The following is an 18675-nucleotide window of genomic DNA, read 5'->3' on the forward strand; positions in this document are numbered from 1 at the left end:
GTCTCCAAGGATTAGAAATTGACGGTAACGTCGAAGCCATAGGTGCGCGGATCGTTGAAGATGCCGGTCTGCCCCAAGGCGCTGCTGTTGAGCTTGTAGAACAGGTGTTCCTCGTCCAGCAGGTTGCGCGCCCACAGCGAGAAGGCGATGGTCGAGCCGGTGGTGTTCAACGGCACGTCCACCAGCGCGACGCGGGCATTCACCACGAACGAGCTGTCGGTGAGCATCTGGTCGTACTCGCTGGTGTAGTAGCCATCGGACCAGTTGCCGTCGAGGTGGAACTTGAGTGCCGAGAAGTTGGCGAACGGCAGCAGGTAGTCGATGGATGCGCTGCCGGCGTTCTTCGGTGCCAACAGCGGTTTGACCGTGACTTCGACACCTGCGCCGAATGGATCGACGGCGGTCTGTGCATCGATCTTGGTGTATGCGTAGTTCAGGCCAAGGGTCAGGTTGTCCAGCGGCATCACGCTGAATTCCAATTCGGCGCCACGTGACTTTCCGTTGGTCAGTGCGTTGGTGGTGACCATGGTGGTGCGTGTCTCGCCACTATTGGGGTCGAACGGCAGCGAGAAATCCATCTGCTTGTGTTCGATCTTCGAATCAAACAGGGCCAGGTTCAGGCGCGCACGGTTTTGCCAGAACTGCGATTTGAAGCCGAGTTCGAAGGCAGTGACTTCTTCGGGATCGAAAGCGGTGTAGGTGGTGGAGCGTGAGTTGGCGCCGCCGGCTTTGAAGCCGGTGCTGTACTTGGCGTACACCATTGCGCTGTCGGTTAAGTCATACGCGATGTTGACCATCGGGTCGAAGCGGCTCCACGAGTCATCGAAACGCAGCTGCGTGGCGACACCATTGACCGTGTGCAGTTGGCCCTTCTTGTCATCCTGGGTGTAGCGGCCGCCAGCAGTGAGGTGCAGGCGTTCCAGCGATGCCGGTGTCCAGGTGGCCTGGCCAAAGAAACCGAGGCTGTCCGTCCACGCTTTGCTGGCACGATCGATGCGGACCTTGGAAAGGTCGAGCGGGTTGGTTGCCGGGTTCACGGTGTAGCTGTTGCCATCCGCTCCCCAGCGCAGCATGTTTGGTGTCTGTGCGTTGTCCCCGGCGGTCTCGTGGTAGTAGAACGCGCCGGCGAGGAACTCGATCTGTGAGGTGTTGCCGATCAGCTGCAACTCCTGGCTGTACTGGTGCTGGTAGACCTGCGCCAAGCTGTATCGCCCGAACAGCGTATTCGGACCACCATAAGCGGATGTGGCATCCACCAGGCCCATGTCGAACTGGCCCTGGGTGAGCTCGCGGTAGGAGCTGATCGATTTCAGTTCGAGGGTGTCGCTCAGGGTCCAGCCCAGATTGAGCAGATGGCCACTGGTGCGGCCGATGTTGTCTTCCTGCGGGCCGCCCAGGATCGAACGGCTGCGGCGGTCTTTGCTGGCGCCGGCACTCTGGAGGGGGCTCACCGCCGGGCCGGGAACCAGCATCTGCACGTGGTACGGCGTGGTCGCATCGTAGGAGCGGTCAAACGCGTACAGCGCGGAGAAGCTGTCGCTGGGCTGCCATAGCGCGCTGACGCGCGCGCCGCGCTTGTCGTAGCTGTTGAAGTCGCGCTCGCCGCGCATGGCGTTGTCGGTGGTGCCGCCGCGCTTGGCCTGCACCGCATCGATCTTGAAGCTGACGTCGCCCAGCTTGGGCAGGTCCAGGTGCAGGCCAGTGTTCTGGCCGCTGTAGTTGGAGACGCCGGCGTTGACGCTGCCACCGAATTCTCCCAGCGGTTGCTTGGTGACGATGCTGACCGCACCGCCTTCGGTGTTGCGGCCGAACAGGGTGCCTTGCGGTCCCTTCAGGACTTCGATGCGCTCCACGTCGTACAGCATGCTGCCCAGGCCCTGGGCACGGCCCATGAACACGCCATCGACATAGATGCCGACACCTGCATCGCGGGCGGGCTGGTTGGCGTCGCCGGAAGCACCGATGCCGCGTATGCCTATGTTCAGCGCCGAACTGCGGGTGGCGAACGGGGTAACGCGCAGTGAGGGAATGGAGCCGTCCGACAGGCTGCCGATCGATATCGCGCTGCGGTCCTTCAAGGCCTCGGCATCGACGACCGAGACCGAAATCGGGGTCTCCTGCAGGTTGGTAGCCCGCTTCTGTGCGGTGATGACGATCTGGTCCAGCGAAACCACATCGCGGCTGCCGCTATCCGCGCTTTCGGCGTCGTTGGCTACGGCCAGCTGGGGCAGGGCTGCCGCTATGGCGAGAGCGAGCAGGTGGGGGTGCTTCATGGCGGGGCGCATCGGATCCGTTCGCGGGGGAGTGGAAGACCGGGCGGATTCTGGGCGGCTGAAATTACAAATGAATGACCGTTCATTCACGCGTGACTGACGTACCATTCGGACACTTCACGTCTCCCAGCATGCGATGCCGCCCAATAAAGTCCTGTCCCCATCTGCCGACGAAGCCGCCAGATCACACGCCGAAGCGCAACGTCAACGGATCCTGGATGCTGCCCAGCAGTGCTTCATCGGACGCGGTTTCCACGCAGGATCGATCAGCGAAATCGCGGCCGAGGCGAACATCAGCCAGGGGCTGATGTACCGCTACTTTGATAACAAACGCACATTGATTCTGGCCTTGATCGAGCGGCAGCTCGCGCATGACCAGGAGGCCATGCGGCATCCTCCGAGACCGGCGGATCTGGTCGAGAACTTGCTGGTCTGCTACCAGCATTGGGCGCGTGGCGAGACCCTGGAAACGCGCGGCAGCACGATCGCCAGCGTGGTGCTGTTCGCGCAGATCAATGCAGAGGCGCATCGTGATCCGGTCATTGCCGAGGTAGTGCGCAATCACGACAAGCAGATAGGCGAGGCCATCGCACAGTGGTTGCGGCGTCACGATCAGGAGCGTGGCCGTGCATCGGACGAAGCGGCAGTCCAGCAACGCGTGCTGTTGCTGAGGGCGTTGGTGGAAGGCCTGGCGATGCGCGCGGTGCGCGATCCGGATCTGCAGGCAGATACCCTGAGAGGCGTACTCACTGCGGCGATCTCACAGGCGCTACCCGAGTAGAAGGGAAACCCCCAAAAGGGCACGCGGAGTCGCGCCCAACGTGCCGGCTCAGTAAACGGCTGGAATCCGTTCCGGACAGGTCCGCTGCATTGGCCAAGCGACGTCGCTTGCCAGACCAGTAGTGCTGATTCCGTGGGTTTCCTGATTGAAGAAGGCGCCGGTAGCGTAGTGGTATGCCTGGGCAGGCGGATCCTGCGTCGAGTGGCTGCGGCGCGCCCTTTGCCGTGCACCAAGCGGGCAAAGGGTCATCAATTTCAACGAATCGTATTGCGAATCATTCGCAATTGACTTAACGTATCGGCCGCCGGCGTCGCGCCGGTCCCTCCATGAGACCCGTCGATGAACTTCCGTCCTTTGGCCAGCCTGTTGCTGGCCGCTGCGGTATTGCCTGCCCAGGCGCATACGCCGTACCTCGCTCCGGCCACCTTCAAGGTGCAGCCGACCAGCACGGTTACCCTGGATGCCAGCTTCGCCGAGCATTTCTTCGTGCCCGAAGTCGTGTTCGACAACAGCGAATTCGTCGTCACCGATCCCGATGGCGTGCAGCATGCGCCCGATGTGGTGCAGCGACTGAAGACCCGCGCCGTGGTCGAACAGACCCTGCCGGGCAAGAAGGGCACGTACCGCTTCTCTACCGGCAACCGCCTTGGCGCCGTGTTCCGCACCTGGGAAGTGGATGGTCGCAAGGAGAGCAGCCGTGATCCGGCCAAGCCACTGCCGGCCGGTGCCACCGTGCTCTCGCATTACCAGAGCCTGTCGCGCTCGGAGGTCTACCTGACCGCCGGCGAGCCGACCCGTCAGGCCTTGGCGCCCTACGGCAAGGGCCTGGAACTGGTGCCGGTGACCCACCCATCGGACCTGTATGTCGGTGAGCAGTTCGTCTTCGAGGTGCATTACGACGGCAAGCCGTTGCCGGCACAGAAGGTTGAAATCCACGCCGCGCGTGGTGATGACGAGATCCAGCCGGCTCCAGTCGAGTTGACGACAGACGCCGCTGGCAAGGCCTCGTTCGCCTTGCAGCAAGCGGGCGCCTACCTGGCCCTGATCCGCTACCGCGGACCGGCACCGGCTGGGGCCGCAGCGCCGGAGTACGGCAACAACTACACGCTCAGCTTCCGCGTGCTCGAACCCTAAGCCGCTTTCCAACAGGGATATCCCCGATGAAAACCTCCTTTGCTGTTACCACGATGCTGGCAGCGGTGCTGGCCCCGCTTGCCTCGGCGCAGGCCGCCGCGCCGCCCGTGGTATCGCCGACAGTTACCGCCTTCCTGGCCCAGTTCGATCCGGACAAGACCGGAGCAGTGAGCTGGGAAGCCTTCGAGCAGTTCCGTCGGCAGCGTTATGACGCCACCGATGCGAACAATGACGGGCACGTCGATCGCCAGGAGTACATAGACGAATACCTGCAGCGCTTTGATGTTCGGCTGGCCGACGCGCGTGCCGGCCACCTGCGTCAGACCGATACCCGTTTCAAGGCGCTGGACCGCGACAAGAACGGCAGCATCAGCCGGGCCGAGTTCGATGCCGCCGGTGAGCGTACCTGGGCCGGCTACGAGAAGAGTCAGGACGCGACGCAGGAGACCGCTGCTAGTGACAACCGCGATCCGCTGAAGATGCCGACCTCGCACACCGCCAACGGCATGCTGGAGCTGTACGACCGCAACGGCGATGGACTGGTGGAGCGTGCCGAATTCGACGCTGCACGTAACGCGACCTTCGCCGTTGCCGACACCAATCGCGATGGCGTGCTGGACCTGGCCGAATACACCGCGGAGTTTGAAGGTCGGCTGGATGCACAACGCAGCAAGGTTCGCGGCGCGGCAAGCCGCCAGGCCGGCGTGCGTTTCGATTCGCTGGATACCGACAAGGATGGCCGCATGACCTTTGCCGAGTACCAGGTGTCCGGCAAGCGCCTGTTCGACCGCGCTGACAGCAATCGCGATGGCATCGTTGACGCACGCGATCCAGAGCCGGTTGCCGGTGCACATTCGGCCAACGGCAACCGTTGAGCCGCGCCTACCGGTCGCGGCTTGCGACCGGTCACCCCAGTTTCTGCAATGACACGGCGCCAGTGTGGCGCCGGTGCCCCCCAGCCGGCATGGTCCATGTGATCGAGCAGCCAGGAACGGCGTAGTCCCCGCCATTACCTTTCTGTGGAGATCTCTGATGAATGCAGCTGTATCCGTGCTCGCGCTGGCCGTGCTGGCCAGCCTGTCCGGCGTCGCCCGTGCCGAAGCGCCGGATGCCTCGAACCTGGACACCGTCCGGGTCGAGGCCGAACGGGCAAAGAAGAGCAAGTCGCGCAACCAGAACGTGACCGTGCTCAGCGCCGCCGATCTCGATGCCGAGATGGCCAACAACATGGAAGAGGCCATCCGCTACATCCCGGGTGTGAGCGTGGTCGACATGGGCCGCTTCGGTGACAACGGCTTCAACATCCGTGGCCTGGAAAGCGACCGCGTGGCGATCACTGTCGATGGTCTGAGCCTGGCCGAATCGGTGGAGACGGCGCGCTCCTACGAGTTCTTCCGCAGCGGCCGCGGCGATGTGGACATCGATACGCTGAAGAGTCTGCAGGTGGTCAAGGGTGCTGATTCGATCACCTCCGGCAGCGGTGCGCTCGGCGGCGCGGTGGTGTTCACCACCAAGGACCCGGCGGACTACCTCAAGCCCGAAGGCAACGACACCCATGTCGGGGTGAAGTTCGGCTACAGCGGCTCCAACGACGAGACCATGGGCACGCTGAGCTTCGCCAACCGCACCGGCATCGTCGAGTCGATGCTGGTCTATACCCGCCGCGAAGGCCATGAAAGCGAAAGCTGGTACGACAGTACGGTGGACCGCATCGGTGTCGGTCGACGCACGCCGGATCCGGTCGACAGCACGCGTGACAACCTGCTGGGCAAGGTTGATCTGCAGTTGTCGGACGCACACACGCTGGGCTTCATGTACGAGCGCGGCCGCGCCCACAACGAGGTCGACAATCTTTCCCGCGTCTACGCGCCGGGCTACCTGGAGCGCAAGGGCGACGATCGCAATGACCGTGACCGCTATGGCGTGACCTGGCAGTGGCGTGCAGGCAATGCCCTGTTCGACACCCTTGATGCGCAGCTGGACCGCCAGATCACCGACAGTCGCGGCGTTACCCGAATTCTGGCCGGCAGCGGCTGCCCGGGTGGTGGTGCTCCCTGCAAGCGCAGCGAAGACCGCGCCACCGAGCAGACCCTGGATCGCGCAGCATTGGATTTCAGCAAGGTGGTGGAAGGCACGGTGCGGCATGACATCGGCTACGGCCTGGCCTGGCAGCAGCGCGATATCGACTACACCGCGGTGGATACCCGTTGGAATGCGGCCGGTGACATCGCAAGCGTGGAGCATGATCCGCGCCAGGTGCCCAAGACCGATGCCCGCTCCTGGAACCTGTACGTGCGCGACAGCCTGAGCCTGTTCGAGGAACGCCTGCAGCTCAGCGGTGGCCTGCGCTATGACCGCTACGATTACTCGCCGCAGGTAGACAGCACTTTTGTCGACAAGACCGGCAGCGTGCGTGACCTTCGCTTCTCGGCGCCGAGCTGGCAGCTGGGGGCGGAGTTCCGCTTCCTGCCAGACCATGCGCTGTGGGCGCAGCTTGGCCGTGGCTTCCGTGCACCGAGCGTGGCGGATCTGTACTCGCCGACGAGTGCCAGTGCCGCGTTCGATGCAGTGAGCGGTGCAGCCATCCAGCTCGACACCTCGATGTCCAACCCGGATCTGGATGCGGAGAAGAGCCTCAACATCGAGCTGGGCTACCGCTGGACCACCGATCGCGCGCAGTTGGGGTTCTCGGTGTTCCGCGACCAGTACGACAACTTCATCGAAACGGTGACCACGGCGGTGCCGTATGCCAATGGCTACCGCACCACGGCAACCGGTCCGGTGCAGTACAGCTACAACAGCACGATGCCGGTCAATGCGGGCAAGGTGACGGTGAAGGGCGCCGAGCTGGAAGGGCGTTGGCAGATCGCCGACGCGTGGTCGTCGCGGGTGGCGGCGGCGTACAGCAAGGGCGAGAAGCGCAATGGTGATCCGCTGGAGAGCATCGTGCCGGCCAGCGCGGTGCTGGGCGTGCGCTATGCGCCATCGCCGTCGTGGAACGTCAGCGCCAACCTGACCCACGCCTGGGGCAAGAGCGCCAGCGATGCCTACACCACATCGGCCAATGGCACGCAGGTGGTGCCGGCATGGACGGGCAAGGCCGATGGCTACACGGTGCTGGATCTTACCGGCACCTGGAACATCACCTCGCAGTTGCGACTGACCGCAGGCCTCTACAACCTGACCGATCGCGAGTACTACCTGTGGCAGCGCGTACGGGTGATCAACAAGGGCACCAACACCCTGTACGGCTACGTCAACGATGACGGCATCGGCCGTTACAGCGAGCCGGGTCGCAACGCTCGCGTCACGGTGGCGTATTCGTTCTGAGTCACGGGGGCTGTGACCAGTCCCTTGCCCCTGGAACAACAGCGTGGAGCGCAGGCTCCGCGCTGTTGTTCTTTTGGGGGCCGGTGTGGATCTGCATGCAGGCGACAACGCGTCCAGATGTTTTGCCCAACGCGCCCGGAACACCGGCTAAGCTCAGCAATCCGCACCGGAGGCTGCTGGCAATGCCGATTCGCACAGATCCAGGTCGTCGTCGATTCATCACCTACTCCGCAAGCCTGGGCATGCTCGCCGCGTTGCCTTCGGCGCAAGCGCTGGCTGGCCCGTGCAAGAGCACCGCCAGCGGTAGCTGGATTCCGGACGATACCTTCCTCGCCGAGTTGCCGCGGATCATGCAGGCATTCGCGGTTCCGGGCGTTGGCATCGCCGTGGTTGACGAGGGTGCTGTGGCATGGAGTCGTGGCTTTGGCCTTGCCAACGCCCAGACACGCACGCCTGTGGATGCGCGCACGGTGTTCGAGGATGCGTCGCTCAGCAAACCGATGTTCGCCTACCTGGTGATGCAGCTGGTGGAGCAGGGACGCATCGATCTTGATGTTCCCTTGGTGGGTTACCGCCGGCCGGACTATCTCGGCGATCATCCGTGGATTGCGCTGGTCACCGCGCGCGATGTGCTGCGGCATACGACGGGTCTGCCCGATTGGCGCAAGTCGCCAGCAACCGAGAAACTGGTGCCGATGGTCAAGCCTGGTACGCGTATCAACTATTCGGGTGAGGCCTTCGTCTGGCTGCAGCTGGTGGTTGAAGCAATCACCGGCCAGAGCCTGGATGAGTCGATGCAGGTGCATCTGTTTGGTCCGGCTGGCATGAAGGACAGCAGCTATACATGGAGCCCGGATCTGGCGGGACGCTCGGTTTATGGTCATCCCGCGCATGACCATGTTGATGGCGGAATGCCAAGGCAAGTCCTTCGCGACCAATGGGGCGTCGCCCAGCAGGTTGCGGATCGCTGGGGTAAGCCGCTGTCTGCGTGGAAATATGAAGATGCCGAACGTGCGATGCCGGAAGTGTTGAAGCTGGCGCCACCGGGCCTGGTGATGTGGCCTGGCGATATCCTCGCCAACGCAGCAGCAAGCCTGCGTACGACGGTGCAGGACTATGCGACCTTCCTCAGTTTGATGATGGCGGGCCGGCAACGCGCGTCGTGGGAGATCAGCGAGGCTGCGCGTCAAGCCATGCTCACGCCGCAGATAAGCTTGCCGGGCCGCTGGACCGAGAAAGGACTGGGTTGGAACACCGAGCAGACCCGTGATGGCCCGGTGTTCTACCACTCCGGCAGCAACAGCGGCATCTTCAAGAATTTCGCCATTGGTGACGCGCAGCGCAGGCGAGGCATCGTGGTGCTGACCAACGGCGGCAGTGGCTCGTTCGTGCATCAGCGGGTGGTGCGCGCGGCGACGGGCTATGACCTGCTTTCCTACGATCTTTGACTGATCCTTCGTGACCTGACTGGCAACAACAGTTCTGGCGGGGAAGCGCCTGGCTGCGGGTGATGCAAGCACTCCAATTCAGTGCATGACTCGACGTTCCTGGATGACTCGCGTGGCTCAGGTTGATGCGGCGAGCTACTCACCATCAGCTTGAAACCCAACCTTCTTGTGGCTGCCATCGCAGAAGGGCTTGTTGTTGGAATGACCACAGCGGCATAGCCAGGTTTCGCTGAGGCGCTCGATGGTGCGGCCGGTGCCGCTGACCACTTCGAGATTGCCGATGACGTGCAGCGGGCCGTTTCTGGTGGGGTTCACCTGCAGCGGGCCATCGCGTTGTGGCAGTGCTTCGGACTTTTTCTCTACCGGTTCACCGGTGGCGATGAAGCCGCACTCGACATGTCGGTGATCGCAGAAGGGTTTGTTATGCGATTCGCCGCAGCGGCATAGCGTGGCGCGCATGCCTTCGTCCTTGCCGGCGATCAGCAGGGGAGCATTGAAGGCGAGTGGGCCGTTCTCACGGATATGCACCAGGTTGACCACCGGCGCAGGTTCGCTGTGGCTGCCGTCGTTGTATTCGTAGCGGATGGCGCCGGAGGGGCAGTTGCGTGCGATCAGCGCCACTTCTTCCGGGGCGACCGCATCGGGATGGATCCATTCGCCGACCACATTGGGCACGAACACATCCGGATGGCTGAGTACGCAGTTGCGTGAGTGGATGCATCGTTCACCGTCGAAATGGATGGTGACGGTTTTGCCGCGTACGGTTTCGGTTGCCATGGGCTGCCTCCGCTTCGGAGTGCGCAGTGTCGCGCGGAAGAGGTGAAGGCGGGGCGTATACAGCAACATCTTTTTTGTGGGAGCGGCGTGAGCCGCGAAGCTGGGGTCGATGAAACCGCCGTTGGACCGGGGCGTGATGGGGTACGAGCTTCGCGGCTTGCGCCGCTCCCACAGAAGCGGGTTATTTGCGCACTGCCAGTACGCCATCCAGCGCCAGCTCAGCTTTGAAGCCGGCCTTCTGCAGGCGGGTGGCGACTTCGCGGGGTACGTCACGGCCGCTGGTGAGCTTGTTGGGGGCGCCGGTGTAATGGAACAGACGGCCGCCTTTGCGCAGCACGCGGGCGAGGTGGTCGTAGAACACCTGTGAATACAGCTCGCCGGCAATGCCGAAGCGCGGAGGGTCGTGCAGGACGGCGTCCATCGAGGCATCGGCGATGGTTTCGATTTCCTTCGACACATCACCATGGTTCAACTGCAGGCGGCCACCTGCGTGTTCATCATCCGGATCCGGTGACCACGGGTTCAGGGTGCGCAGCCACAGCACTTCCGTGCTCTTCTCGAACGAACGGATGCGGGCCACGCCTTCATCCAGGCAGCAGGCCGCGAAGTACCCCATGCCGCCGCAGGTATCGAGCAGCTGCTTGCCGCGGGGCTCCACCAGCGCCACCTTGCGGCGGGCGTCGTCCAGCGGCGAGATCTGTGCACTGACCAGCATCTTGATGCCGTCAATCTCGAAGGTGGGGATGCCCCAGTCGGTGGGCACCAGCTTGTACAGGCCGCTGCCGAAGCGCGAGGCGGCGCTGAACTCCTCGCCATCCCAGTAGTAGATGGTGCGGTCCTTGAGCTTGGCCGGCCACGGGTAATGCTGGCCCTTGTACTGCCAGCTGTCGGCGTTGAGGCCGATGGTTTCCTGGCGGCGGCCCAGGTCGAGCGAGGCGCTGAGCTCGCTGCTGCCCTTCTTCAGGGCGCTCTGTAGCTGCTCGAGCAGCGGGCGGGTGAGCAGCGGGCCGGTGTAGTGGGGCATGGGTACGAAGCTGATGCGGGGGAGGGAATGCTACCGCAGGGTGGATTTTGGGGGTTTGGTTCTTCGCGAAGAGCACCCCTCCCCAGCCCTCCCCTTTGCTCCGCAAAAGGGAGGGGGCAGAAGCTCCCTCCCTTTGCCGCAGGCAAGGGGAGGGCTGGGGAGGGGTAGCTTTGGACGTTCAGGCTTTTGCCGGGAACCCTGCACCAACCAGCGCGCAGCAACCCAAGCAGGCATAATTCGCGCCCCTTATCTTGATTCTGCCTGCGCTGCCGCACCCCATCGGCCAGCGCCGGCGGCCAGCCCGTATGTCCTTCCTGCATTCTGAACTGGCGCAATGGCGCGCCAATCCCCTGCGCGAGATGTTGGCCGGAGCCGTGGCCACCTTCGCGCTGATCCCCGAGGTCATCGCGTTCTCGTTCGTGGCCGGGGTGGACCCGCAGGTTGGCCTGTTCGCTTCCTTCGTGCTGAGCATCGTCATCGCGGTGTTCGGCGGGCGACCGGCGATGATCACGGCGGCTGCCGGTTCGGTGGCCTTGGTGGCGGCGCCGCTGATCAGTGCGCATGGCCTGCCGTATCTGTTTGCGGCGGGCCTGTTGGCGGGCGTCATCCAGATCGTGTTCGGCGTGCTGCGGCTGGGCGTGTTGATGCGCTTTGTCAGCAGCTCGGTGCGCACCGGCTTCGTCAATGCGCTGGCCATCCTGATCTTCGCCGCGCAGCTGCCGCAGCTGCACGGCGCCACTGCCGGCACCTGGGCGATGCTGGCGTTGGGCTTGTTGATCATCTACGGACTGCCGCGACTGCCCCTGCCGGGCATGCGGACGATTCCGTCGCCGTTGATCTGCATCGTGGTGCTGAGCGTGCTGGCATCGTGGCTGAAGCTGGATCTGCCCACCGTCGCCGATCTTGGCAAATTGCCGGATGCGCTGCCGCAATGGATGGGTCTGCCATCACTGCCGGTTGATCTGGAGACGCTGCGCATCATCGCGATGCCGGCCTTGGCGATCGCGATGGTGGGCCTGCTGGAATCGATGATGACGGCGCGGGTGGTCGATGAGCTCACCGATACGCCCAGTTCCAAGAACAGAGAGTGCACGGGTCTGGGCGTGGCCAATATTGCCGCCAGCCTGTTCGGCGGCATTGCAGGCTGCGGCATGATCGGGCAGACCGTGGGCAACGTGAAGTACGGCGGACGTGGTCGGCTGTCGACCTTGTTTGCCGGCGTGTTCCTGCTGGTGCTGATGGTGTTGTTGAAGCCCTGGGTTGGGCAGGTGCCGGTGATCGCGCTGGTCGCGATCATGGTGATGGTCAGCGTGTCCACGTTTGACTGGCGCAGCCTGGGCGCACTGCTGCGGCATCCACACCTGTCCGGTGTGGTGATGCTGGCCACGGTAGCGGTGACGCTGGGCACGCATAATCTGGCGGCCGGGGTTGGCGTTGGTGTGTTGCTGAGTGGTGTTTTCTTCGCGCTGAAGGTTGCGCGCCTGTTGCGCGTGGAAACGCTGGATCAGGAGGATGGCAGCCTTCGCCATGTGGTACGCGGGCAGGTGTTCTTTGCGTCCGCGGATGCGTTCATTGATGCCTTTGATCCACGCGTTGCCGAAGGGCGTGCGGTGACGATTGATCTATCCGGTGCGCAGCTGTGGGATATCACCGCGGTGGCGGCTTTGGAGAAGGTGGTCAGCCGCTATCGCCACCATGGCGTGAAGCCGCGTGTGCTGGGCCTGGACCGACAAGCACGGATGCTGATGCGGCGGGTGTTGCGCGAGGGTGAGCTGGCTGTGGATGACCCAGCTTTGTAGGAGCGGCGTAAGCCGCGAAGCCGGTGGAGCTGCCGATTACCAGGTTGATTGCAATTACAGGATCTTCTTCGGCGGATAGCTCGGTTGCTTCGCGGTTTACACCGCTCCCACAAGCGTTGGCCGCACGTGTTGCTGTTGTAGGAGCGGCATCAGCCGCGAAGCTGATGCAGGTGCCGATTGCCAAGGTGTACGCAATTGCAGGAACGTTCTCGGCGGATGGTGCAGTGGCTTCGCGGCTTACGCCGCTCCTACAAACACCAGAGGGCTTACATCACATCCCAGGTGTAGCCGCCGCGTTCCAACACCGATGCGGCCAGCGATTCGACGATCTCATCTTCGTTGCGCTCCAGTCCCCGCACGTTGCGCGCCATGCGCCGGCGCGCCTGACGCGCGAACAGGCGGGCGATCTTCACCGCGTCGTCCGCTGCGGGGTGACCGGCCTGCAGCAGGCTCTCCACGCGCGACAGCACGCACAGCCCGACGAACAGGTCGATGGCGATATCGGCTACGCGCTTCTGCGCGTGCTGCTGGTCGGCGATCTTCTTGCCGTGCTTGCGCAGCAACCGGTCCGAGGCCTTGGACAGCTCCACCGTGTACTTCTCGCACAAGCGCGCCAAGGGCCGCAACGCATCATTGAGTGGCGCGCGTATACGGCCAGTGCCATAGCCGGTGGCTTCACGCACGCGGCGTCCGGCATAGTCGCTGAGCACGCCGAAGCCCTTGATCGGGTCGTTGAAGATGCCGCCGACCGCGCTCTGCAGCTCACTCAATGTCGCGCCCACACCCTTCAGGCCATTCAGTGCCACGTACAGGCGCAGGATTTCGTTGGTGCCTTCGAAGATCGACAGGATGCGCGTATCGCGGGTCATCTGCTCGTAGGGCAGTTCGCGCATGAAGCCGTTGCCGGCAGCAATCTGCAGGGCCTCGTAGCAGCTGCGCTGCACCGCTTCGCTGGCGAATATCTTGCTCATCGCCGCTTCCACCGAATAGTCGGTGCGGCCGCTGTCGATCAGGTGCGCCACCATCCACACCGTGCTTTCGGCGGCGAAGCAATCGGCGGTCATCTGTGCGATCTTCTCGCGCACCAGGCCGAACTCGGCGATCGACTGGCCGAACTGCTTGCGCTCGCTGGCCTGTGCGCAGGCCATGCGGATCAGCGCACGCATGCCGCCGACCGCACCGCCGCCCAGACCCGTGCGGCCGCTGTTGAGGATGTTCATCGCCACTTTGAAGCCCTTGCCGACCGGGCCCAGCACATTGGCCGCGGGAACGCGTACATCGCTGAAGGCGACCGTGGTGGTGGACGAGGCGCGGATGCCCATCTTGTCTTCGTGCGGGCCGTGGCTGACGCCTTCCCAGCCGGCCTCGACGATGAAGGCGGTGACCTTGCCTTCGGGCGTGTCGGTACGCGCGAACACGGTGTAGAAATCGGCGATGCCGCCGTTGGTGATCCAGATCTTCTCGCCGCTCAGCGTCCAGCTGCCGTCGTCGTTGCGGTGTGCCTTGGTGCGGATGGCCGCGGCATCGGAGCCGGCGCCGGATTCGGTGAGGCAGAAGGCCGCGATCATCTCGCCGCTGGCCAGTCTGGGCAGGTAGCGCTGCTTCTGCTCGTCGTTGCCGAACAGCAGCAGGCCCTTCATGCCGATCGAGCTGTGCGCGCCGATGGTCAGCGACACCGAGCTGTCATGGCTGCTGGTCTGGCCCAGCACGCGCGCGTAGGCACCGTTGGACAGCTCCAGCCCGCCGAATTCCTCCGGAATGATCAGCCCGAACAGGCCCATGTCGCGTAGCGCCTGGATGAATTCCGGCGGCTGCTCGGCGTCGCGGTCGTACTGGCGCAGCTCGGCGGTCTTGTCGGCCAGGAACTGGTCGATGGCATCGGTCATCGCGCCCAGCATCTCGCGGTCACGTTCACGGATCTGTGGGTAGGGGAACAGCACATCTTCGGCGATATGGCCAAAGAACAGCTGCTTGGCGATGCTTTCATCCAGGTTCTGTGCTGCAACGGTATTCACGTACGGCTCCTTGTGCTGCGAACGATGACGGCGTTTGCCCGATGATGACCCACTCTTGCCACAGGTTCACACATTCGACGGGCACAATCGTGGAACTCGTTGTGCTCTTGTCGGTCTTTGCAGTGTGCCGACGTACCGTGACAGGGCCGGTTGTTGCCCTGCGTCGTCTTTTGCTGGAGTTGCATGCGTTCTGATCCTGCTGCCGAACCGCTATGGACCCGATTGACTGCCGGCGTGATTGCCTTGGCGTTCATGTCCGGGCTGGTGCGTTTGCTGTTGCAGTTGCCGGAGCTGAACGTTGCACGGGAGGAAACCCGGATCCAACTGCGCTGGTTGCTGACTTCGCCCCAAGCTGCGGCGCGTTTGCCGGCACAACAAGCGGTGGCTTCGGCGCTGCAGAATCCACCGCGTGCGCAGGCAGTGGCCAGGTTTGACCTGCCTGCGGTTGATGTACCGTCTGCGACTCCGTCGCCTGCCGTGGCTGCGGCGCCTGCAGCGAAGCCAGCACCAGCGCAGATGGGCTGGTCGCAGCGCCTGTATGGCAAGGACGGTAGTTTGGCGGTGCCCACCGACGGTAACGCCACGCGCCAGAAAAGTGCGACCGAGCGGGTGTTCGAACACCGCGAAGCGTTGGCCACGGGCGTCGGCGAGCGGCCGCTGGAGGAGTTGGTCTCCGGCATGTTCGAGGACAAGACGAAGCCGCCGACGTTGGGCCAGATCGGTGCCCGTTTGATCCACGGTCCGGATATCCAACCGGCACAGGCACGGCGTCCGCCCGAGGTGGCGTTCAATCCCAGCCTGCATGAGCGCAAGTCCGATCTCGGTAGCGAAGCCACGGGCGATGCCTACAAGGCCGCGCCCATCCGTTATGAGAAAGCACCGGACATGAAGGGTGAAGCCAGTCGCCGCATTCGCGTTGCGCTGGGCGCGCTGGAGCAGCGCTATCCGCGTTGCAATGGACAGCAGCGCCGGCAGTGGCTTGCGCCGGTGATGACGCACCTGGATGCGCTGCAGCGTGCCGAGTACCGTTTCAACAATGGCGCCGATCCGGTGGAGGCCGAGCACAGCCTGCTCAGTGCCGCGGACAGCGCCTATGACATGGCCCGGCGTGCACTGTGGGATGCCGAGCGGCGCATGAAAATGTGCACTTGAGCGGCGGTCATCCTGGGCCAGCGGCGGGCTTGGCTGTCGCCATTGCCGGTTCTCGCTGAGCGGCCTGCGCGTCAGCTGCCGGACAAACCGGGACAAAACAGGACGACTTTTCTAAGCTATTGTCTTTGAATGGTTTTTCGCCGGTTTCGCATGCCTAGAATCGGGCATCTTCCTATTCTGGTGGTGCGATGAAGTCGATCGGTCTTTTGTTCTCCACGCTGGCGCTTGTTTCGACATTCGGTTGCCAGGCAACGCCGGTGCCGTCCGCAGGTGTTGGTGTCGCCCCGGGGCATAGCCACGCGCTACCCAAACATACGTTGGTTGGCTATCTGCATAACTTCGACAACGGCCAGGGCCTGTTGCCGGTGGGCAAGGTGGATGAGAGCTGGGACGTGATCGTGCTGGCCTTCGCCGATGACATGGGCGAGGGCAAGGTGGCGTTCAATCCGGATCCCGCGCTGGACCGCACGCAGCTGATTGCCGACATCGCCGCCAAGCGTGCGCAGGGCAAGATCGTGGTGTTGTCCTTCGGGGGTGAACTGGGCACGGTGACCTTGAACACCCAGCGTGACGAAGACAATTTCGTCCGCACCACCGCAGATGCGATCAACACCTACGGCTTCGATGGTATTGATGTCGATCTGGAAAAGATCGCAGGTGTGGTGCACGGCGCGCCGGTTACGCCGCATCTGATTTCGGCGGTGAAGCGCCTGCATGGCATGTACCCGAACCTGTATGTGTCGATGGCGCCGGAGCATCCGTATGTGCAGGGCGGCATGGTGTCTATGGAAGGCATCTGGGGTGCGTATCTGCCGCTGATCGATGGCCTGCGCGAGGAACTGGATCTGCTGCATGTGCAGCTTTACAACAACGGTGGCCTGCCCACGCCGTACCGCCCTGAGAAATATCCGGGTGGCAGCGTGGACATGATGGTGGGCTCGGTCAGGATGCTGATCGAAGGGTTTGATCTGGCCGGTGGCAAGGGACGCTTTGCTGGGTTGCGTGCGGACCAGGTTGCCTTGGCCCTGCCGTCGGGTCTGCGCGCTGCAGGCAATGGTTATGCGACGCCGGTGGATATCAATCGTGCCTTCGATTGCCTGACAATGGCGAAGCAATGCGATGAGGTGAAGCCGAGCCAGCCGCATCCGGATTTCCGTGGCGTGATGACCTGGTCGATCAATTGGGATGTGGCCGATGGGCGCGCGTTCTCGGGTCCGGTAGGCGCGCATCTGCGGGCAGCGCAGGGGCGTTGATTGTGGTGGGAGCTTTTGCGGTTTTGGTTTTTGCTTGAAGCAAAAGCAAAAGCTCCCCTCATCCGGTGCTTCGCACCACCTTCTCCCGTGAACGGGAGAAGGAAAGAGCCACGGCCACGGCAGAAGCAACAGCAGAAGCAACAGCAGAAGCAACAGCAACAGCAACAGCAACAGCAACAGCGACAGCAGAAGCAGAAGCAGAAGCAGAAGCAACAGCACATATGTAGCCCGGGTAAGCGCAGCGCACCCGGGGCTGTTGGCAGCCTATCGGAATGACCGCCAGAGCTCCGTCCACCGGCTGTGCTTGCCCGGTCCAGCTCGCTGCGCGGCCAGGCTATCCGTTGGCATTCAGGTGTGTTCTCTCACTCCACCCAGAAATGCACCAGCGTCACCAACTCATCACCGCGAAACCCGGGATACAAGCGCTGCATCACCGCAAGTAATCCTGCAGGCGTGCGACAGCCAGGATCATGCTCATCGCGCAGATCGCCTTCATCCAGGGCATCAAAGGCCCGCAGTTCGGTCTGCAGTGAGATCGGGCCAATCTGGCGGCCTTCACCCCGTTCGATACACGCCTGCGCCACCCCATGCCAACGCGCGCCTCGCCGTACGCTGGTGTTACGTCCGGTATGGAATTGGGGGTTATCAAAGCCGAGCAGGGGCACGGTCATGGGGGCTGGAAGGGGCTGGAAAGCAGGTATTCATTCTGGGCGCGATTGGCGGCTTTTTCATCATCTGCCGTTCAAACAGGCAGGCTCAGCATCGTCTCCTTCCTCACGATTGGATCTGGCCCCATGCCGCGCGCGGCCGCGCTTGTGCTGTTGCTGCTGTTGTACGGGCTGTGCGCGCCGTTGCAGGCACGCACGGTGTACCGCTGCGTGCAGAAAGGCACGGTCAGCATGGCCACTGCGCCGGAGCCGGGCTCCAGCTGCAAGGCCATCGAGATCGAGGACAACGCCGTGCAGACCCCCAATCTCTGGGGCAACTTCGGTGTGTTCAGTGGCACCCTGTATGAGCGTGAGCAGGATGGCAGGCTGGTTTATTCCACCCGCAACCTGCCGGGCTCGACACCCTACCTGCGTTTCACTGTCGCCACGCCGCCGGGCGAGCCGGCCCATGAAGGTCTTGGCCGGGTAGGCACACCGCAGTTGAACCGGCACGCCCCGCAATTCCGTGCCGCTGCCAAGGCCACCGGCGTGGACGATGCCTGGTTGCGTGCAGTCGCCCATGCCGAAAGCGCATTCGATGAAAAAGCGGTGTCGCCCAAGGGCGCGCAGGGGGTGATGCAGTTGATGCCGGAGACGGCAACCGAGTACGGGGTGAGTGATCCCCTGTCCCCAGCACAGTCCATCAGCGGTGGTGCGCGTTACATGAAGTCGCTGCTGCGTCGCTACAACGGTGACCGAACCTTGGCGGCAGCGGCTTACAACGCCGGGATCGGGGTGGTCGCACGTTATGGCGGAGTGCCGCCCTATGCGGAGACCCGGCAATACGTGGACAAGGTCTTGGCCTTGTACGGGCGTTATCGCGAGGCGATGGGGACGGCGCCGGAGAAGCCAGCTTTGTAGTGGGTTTTTCTGGACTGAGAGAGGCAAAAGCAGGGCAAGAGCACCCCTCCCCAACCCTCCCCTTGCCTGCGGCAAAGGGAGGGGACCGCCGCAGCTTTGGCTTGAGCTCCCTCCCTTGCGC

14 protein-coding genes and 1 pseudogene are annotated in these 18675 nt (G+C 63.4%); 10 read left to right on the forward strand and 5 right to left on the reverse strand.

Features of this window, described 5'->3' with window-relative positions; genetic code table 11:
- Nucleotides 1-11: 11 nt before the first annotated feature.
- The gene (locus AC1VWL_RS05425; protein WP_482986028.1) at nt 12-2273 is read right to left on the reverse strand and encodes a TonB-dependent receptor; all 2262 of its coding nucleotides are present in this window, start codon (nt 2271-2273) and stop codon (nt 12-14) included.
- Between the two features lie 136 nt (nt 2274-2409).
- On the opposite strand from AC1VWL_RS05425, the pseudogene AC1VWL_RS05430 reads away from it, so the two are divergent.
- The 6 genes and pseudogenes from AC1VWL_RS05430 to AC1VWL_RS05455 all read left to right on the forward strand — a co-directional run.
- Nucleotides 2410-2565: pseudogene (locus AC1VWL_RS05430) on the forward strand (TetR family transcriptional regulator); the annotation flags it as partial.
- A gap of 93 nt (nt 2566-2658) precedes the next feature.
- Nucleotides 2659-3054 carry a TetR family transcriptional regulator C-terminal domain-containing protein gene (locus tag AC1VWL_RS05435; RefSeq protein ID WP_482986052.1) on the forward strand — a complete coding sequence of 132 codons (396 nt, stop codon included), beginning with the start codon at nt 2659-2661 and terminating at the stop codon, nt 3052-3054.
- Between the two features lie 339 nt (nt 3055-3393).
- On the forward strand, nt 3394-4188 hold the full coding sequence (locus AC1VWL_RS05440; protein ID WP_482986029.1) for a DUF4198 domain-containing protein: 795 nt from the start codon (nt 3394-3396) through the stop codon (nt 4186-4188).
- Nucleotides 4189-4214: 26 nt separating this feature from the next.
- Nucleotides 4215-5063: an EF-hand domain-containing protein gene (locus tag AC1VWL_RS05445; RefSeq protein WP_482986030.1), complete on the forward strand. Its 849-nt coding sequence runs from the start codon at nt 4215-4217 to the stop codon at nt 5061-5063.
- 157 nt (nt 5064-5220) lie between these two features.
- Nucleotides 5221-7518, forward strand: a complete 2298-nt coding sequence (locus tag AC1VWL_RS05450) for a TonB-dependent hemoglobin/transferrin/lactoferrin family receptor (protein WP_482986031.1) — start codon at nt 5221-5223, stop codon at nt 7516-7518.
- Nucleotides 7519-7700: 182 nt separating this feature from the next.
- Complete coding sequence (locus AC1VWL_RS05455; protein WP_482986032.1) at nt 7701-8966, forward strand: serine hydrolase domain-containing protein; 1266 nt, start codon at nt 7701-7703, stop codon at nt 8964-8966.
- A gap of 135 nt (nt 8967-9101) precedes the next feature.
- Here AC1VWL_RS05455 and AC1VWL_RS05460 read toward each other — a convergent pair whose 3' ends face one another.
- Together AC1VWL_RS05460 and AC1VWL_RS05465 are read right to left on the reverse strand one after the other, a co-directional pair.
- Nucleotides 9102-9743 (reverse strand): CDGSH iron-sulfur domain-containing protein, encoded by a 642-nt coding sequence (locus AC1VWL_RS05460; protein ID WP_482986033.1) that lies wholly within the window; start codon nt 9741-9743, stop codon nt 9102-9104.
- Between the two features lie 181 nt (nt 9744-9924).
- Nucleotides 9925-10767: a class I SAM-dependent methyltransferase gene (locus AC1VWL_RS05465; RefSeq protein ID WP_482986034.1), complete on the reverse strand. Its 843-nt coding sequence runs from the start codon at nt 10765-10767 to the stop codon at nt 9925-9927.
- Nucleotides 10768-11072: 305 nt separating this feature from the next.
- Between AC1VWL_RS05465 and AC1VWL_RS05470 the strand changes: the two genes are divergently transcribed.
- A complete protein-coding gene (locus AC1VWL_RS05470; protein ID WP_482986035.1) occupies nt 11073-12566 on the forward strand; it encodes a SulP family inorganic anion transporter in 1494 nt (497 codons plus the stop codon).
- Between the two features lie 266 nt (nt 12567-12832).
- Here the strand turns inward: AC1VWL_RS05470 and AC1VWL_RS05475 are convergent, their stop codons facing one another.
- Nucleotides 12833-14581: an acyl-CoA dehydrogenase family protein gene (locus AC1VWL_RS05475; protein ID WP_482986036.1), complete on the reverse strand. Its 1749-nt coding sequence runs from the start codon at nt 14579-14581 to the stop codon at nt 12833-12835.
- A 183-nt stretch (nt 14582-14764) separates the two neighbouring features.
- Between AC1VWL_RS05475 and AC1VWL_RS05480 the strand changes: the two genes are divergently transcribed.
- Nucleotides 14765-15733: a hypothetical protein gene (locus AC1VWL_RS05480; protein WP_482986037.1), complete on the forward strand. Its 969-nt coding sequence runs from the start codon at nt 14765-14767 to the stop codon at nt 15731-15733.
- A 188-nt stretch (nt 15734-15921) separates the two neighbouring features.
- The gene (locus tag AC1VWL_RS05485) at nt 15922-16986 is read left to right on the forward strand and encodes a chitinase (protein WP_482986038.1); all 1065 of its coding nucleotides are present in this window, start codon (nt 15922-15924) and stop codon (nt 16984-16986) included.
- 362 nt (nt 16987-17348) lie between these two features.
- Here AC1VWL_RS05485 and AC1VWL_RS05490 read toward each other — a convergent pair whose 3' ends face one another.
- On the reverse strand, nt 17349-17657 hold the full coding sequence (locus AC1VWL_RS05490; RefSeq protein WP_482986039.1) for an ASCH domain-containing protein: 309 nt from the start codon (nt 17655-17657) through the stop codon (nt 17349-17351).
- Between the two features lie 123 nt (nt 17658-17780).
- Here AC1VWL_RS05490 and AC1VWL_RS05495 point away from each other — a divergent pair, with 123 nt between their 5' ends.
- Nucleotides 17781-18554 carry a lytic transglycosylase domain-containing protein gene (locus AC1VWL_RS05495; protein ID WP_482986040.1) on the forward strand — a complete coding sequence of 258 codons (774 nt, stop codon included), beginning with the start codon at nt 17781-17783 and terminating at the stop codon, nt 18552-18554.
- Nucleotides 18555-18675 lie beyond the last annotated feature (121 nt).

The sequence above is a fragment of the Stenotrophomonas sp. STEN063 genome (assembly GCF_056854515.1).

What these genes read in the sequence shown, in the direction of transcription:
- AC1VWL_RS05490 (WP_482986039.1), bottom strand. Translation starts at nt 17,657, where the DNA reads ATGACCGTGCCCCTGCTCGGCTTTGATAACCCCCAATTCCATACCGGA.
- AC1VWL_RS05465 (WP_482986034.1), bottom strand. Translation starts at nt 10,767, where the DNA reads ATGCCCCACTACACCGGCCCGCTGCTCACCCGCCCGCTGCTCGAGCAG.
- AC1VWL_RS05435 (WP_482986052.1), top strand. Translation starts at nt 2,659, where the DNA reads ATGCGGCATCCTCCGAGACCGGCGGATCTGGTCGAGAACTTGCTGGTC.
- AC1VWL_RS05450 (WP_482986031.1), top strand. Translation starts at nt 5,221, where the DNA reads ATGAATGCAGCTGTATCCGTGCTCGCGCTGGCCGTGCTGGCCAGCCTG.
- AC1VWL_RS05470 (WP_482986035.1), top strand. Translation starts at nt 11,073, where the DNA reads ATGTCCTTCCTGCATTCTGAACTGGCGCAATGGCGCGCCAATCCCCTG.
- AC1VWL_RS05460 (WP_482986033.1), bottom strand. Translation starts at nt 9,743, where the DNA reads ATGGCAACCGAAACCGTACGCGGCAAAACCGTCACCATCCATTTCGAC.
- AC1VWL_RS05485 (WP_482986038.1), top strand. Translation starts at nt 15,922, where the DNA reads ATGAAGTCGATCGGTCTTTTGTTCTCCACGCTGGCGCTTGTTTCGACA.
- AC1VWL_RS05445 (WP_482986030.1), top strand. Translation starts at nt 4,215, where the DNA reads ATGAAAACCTCCTTTGCTGTTACCACGATGCTGGCAGCGGTGCTGGCC.
- AC1VWL_RS05480 (WP_482986037.1), top strand. Translation starts at nt 14,765, where the DNA reads ATGCGTTCTGATCCTGCTGCCGAACCGCTATGGACCCGATTGACTGCC.
- AC1VWL_RS05440 (WP_482986029.1), top strand. Translation starts at nt 3,394, where the DNA reads ATGAACTTCCGTCCTTTGGCCAGCCTGTTGCTGGCCGCTGCGGTATTG.
- AC1VWL_RS05495 (WP_482986040.1), top strand. Translation starts at nt 17,781, where the DNA reads ATGCCGCGCGCGGCCGCGCTTGTGCTGTTGCTGCTGTTGTACGGGCTG.
- AC1VWL_RS05425 (WP_482986028.1), bottom strand. Translation starts at nt 2,273, where the DNA reads ATGAAGCACCCCCACCTGCTCGCTCTCGCCATAGCGGCAGCCCTGCCC.
- AC1VWL_RS05455 (WP_482986032.1), top strand. Translation starts at nt 7,701, where the DNA reads ATGCCGATTCGCACAGATCCAGGTCGTCGTCGATTCATCACCTACTCC.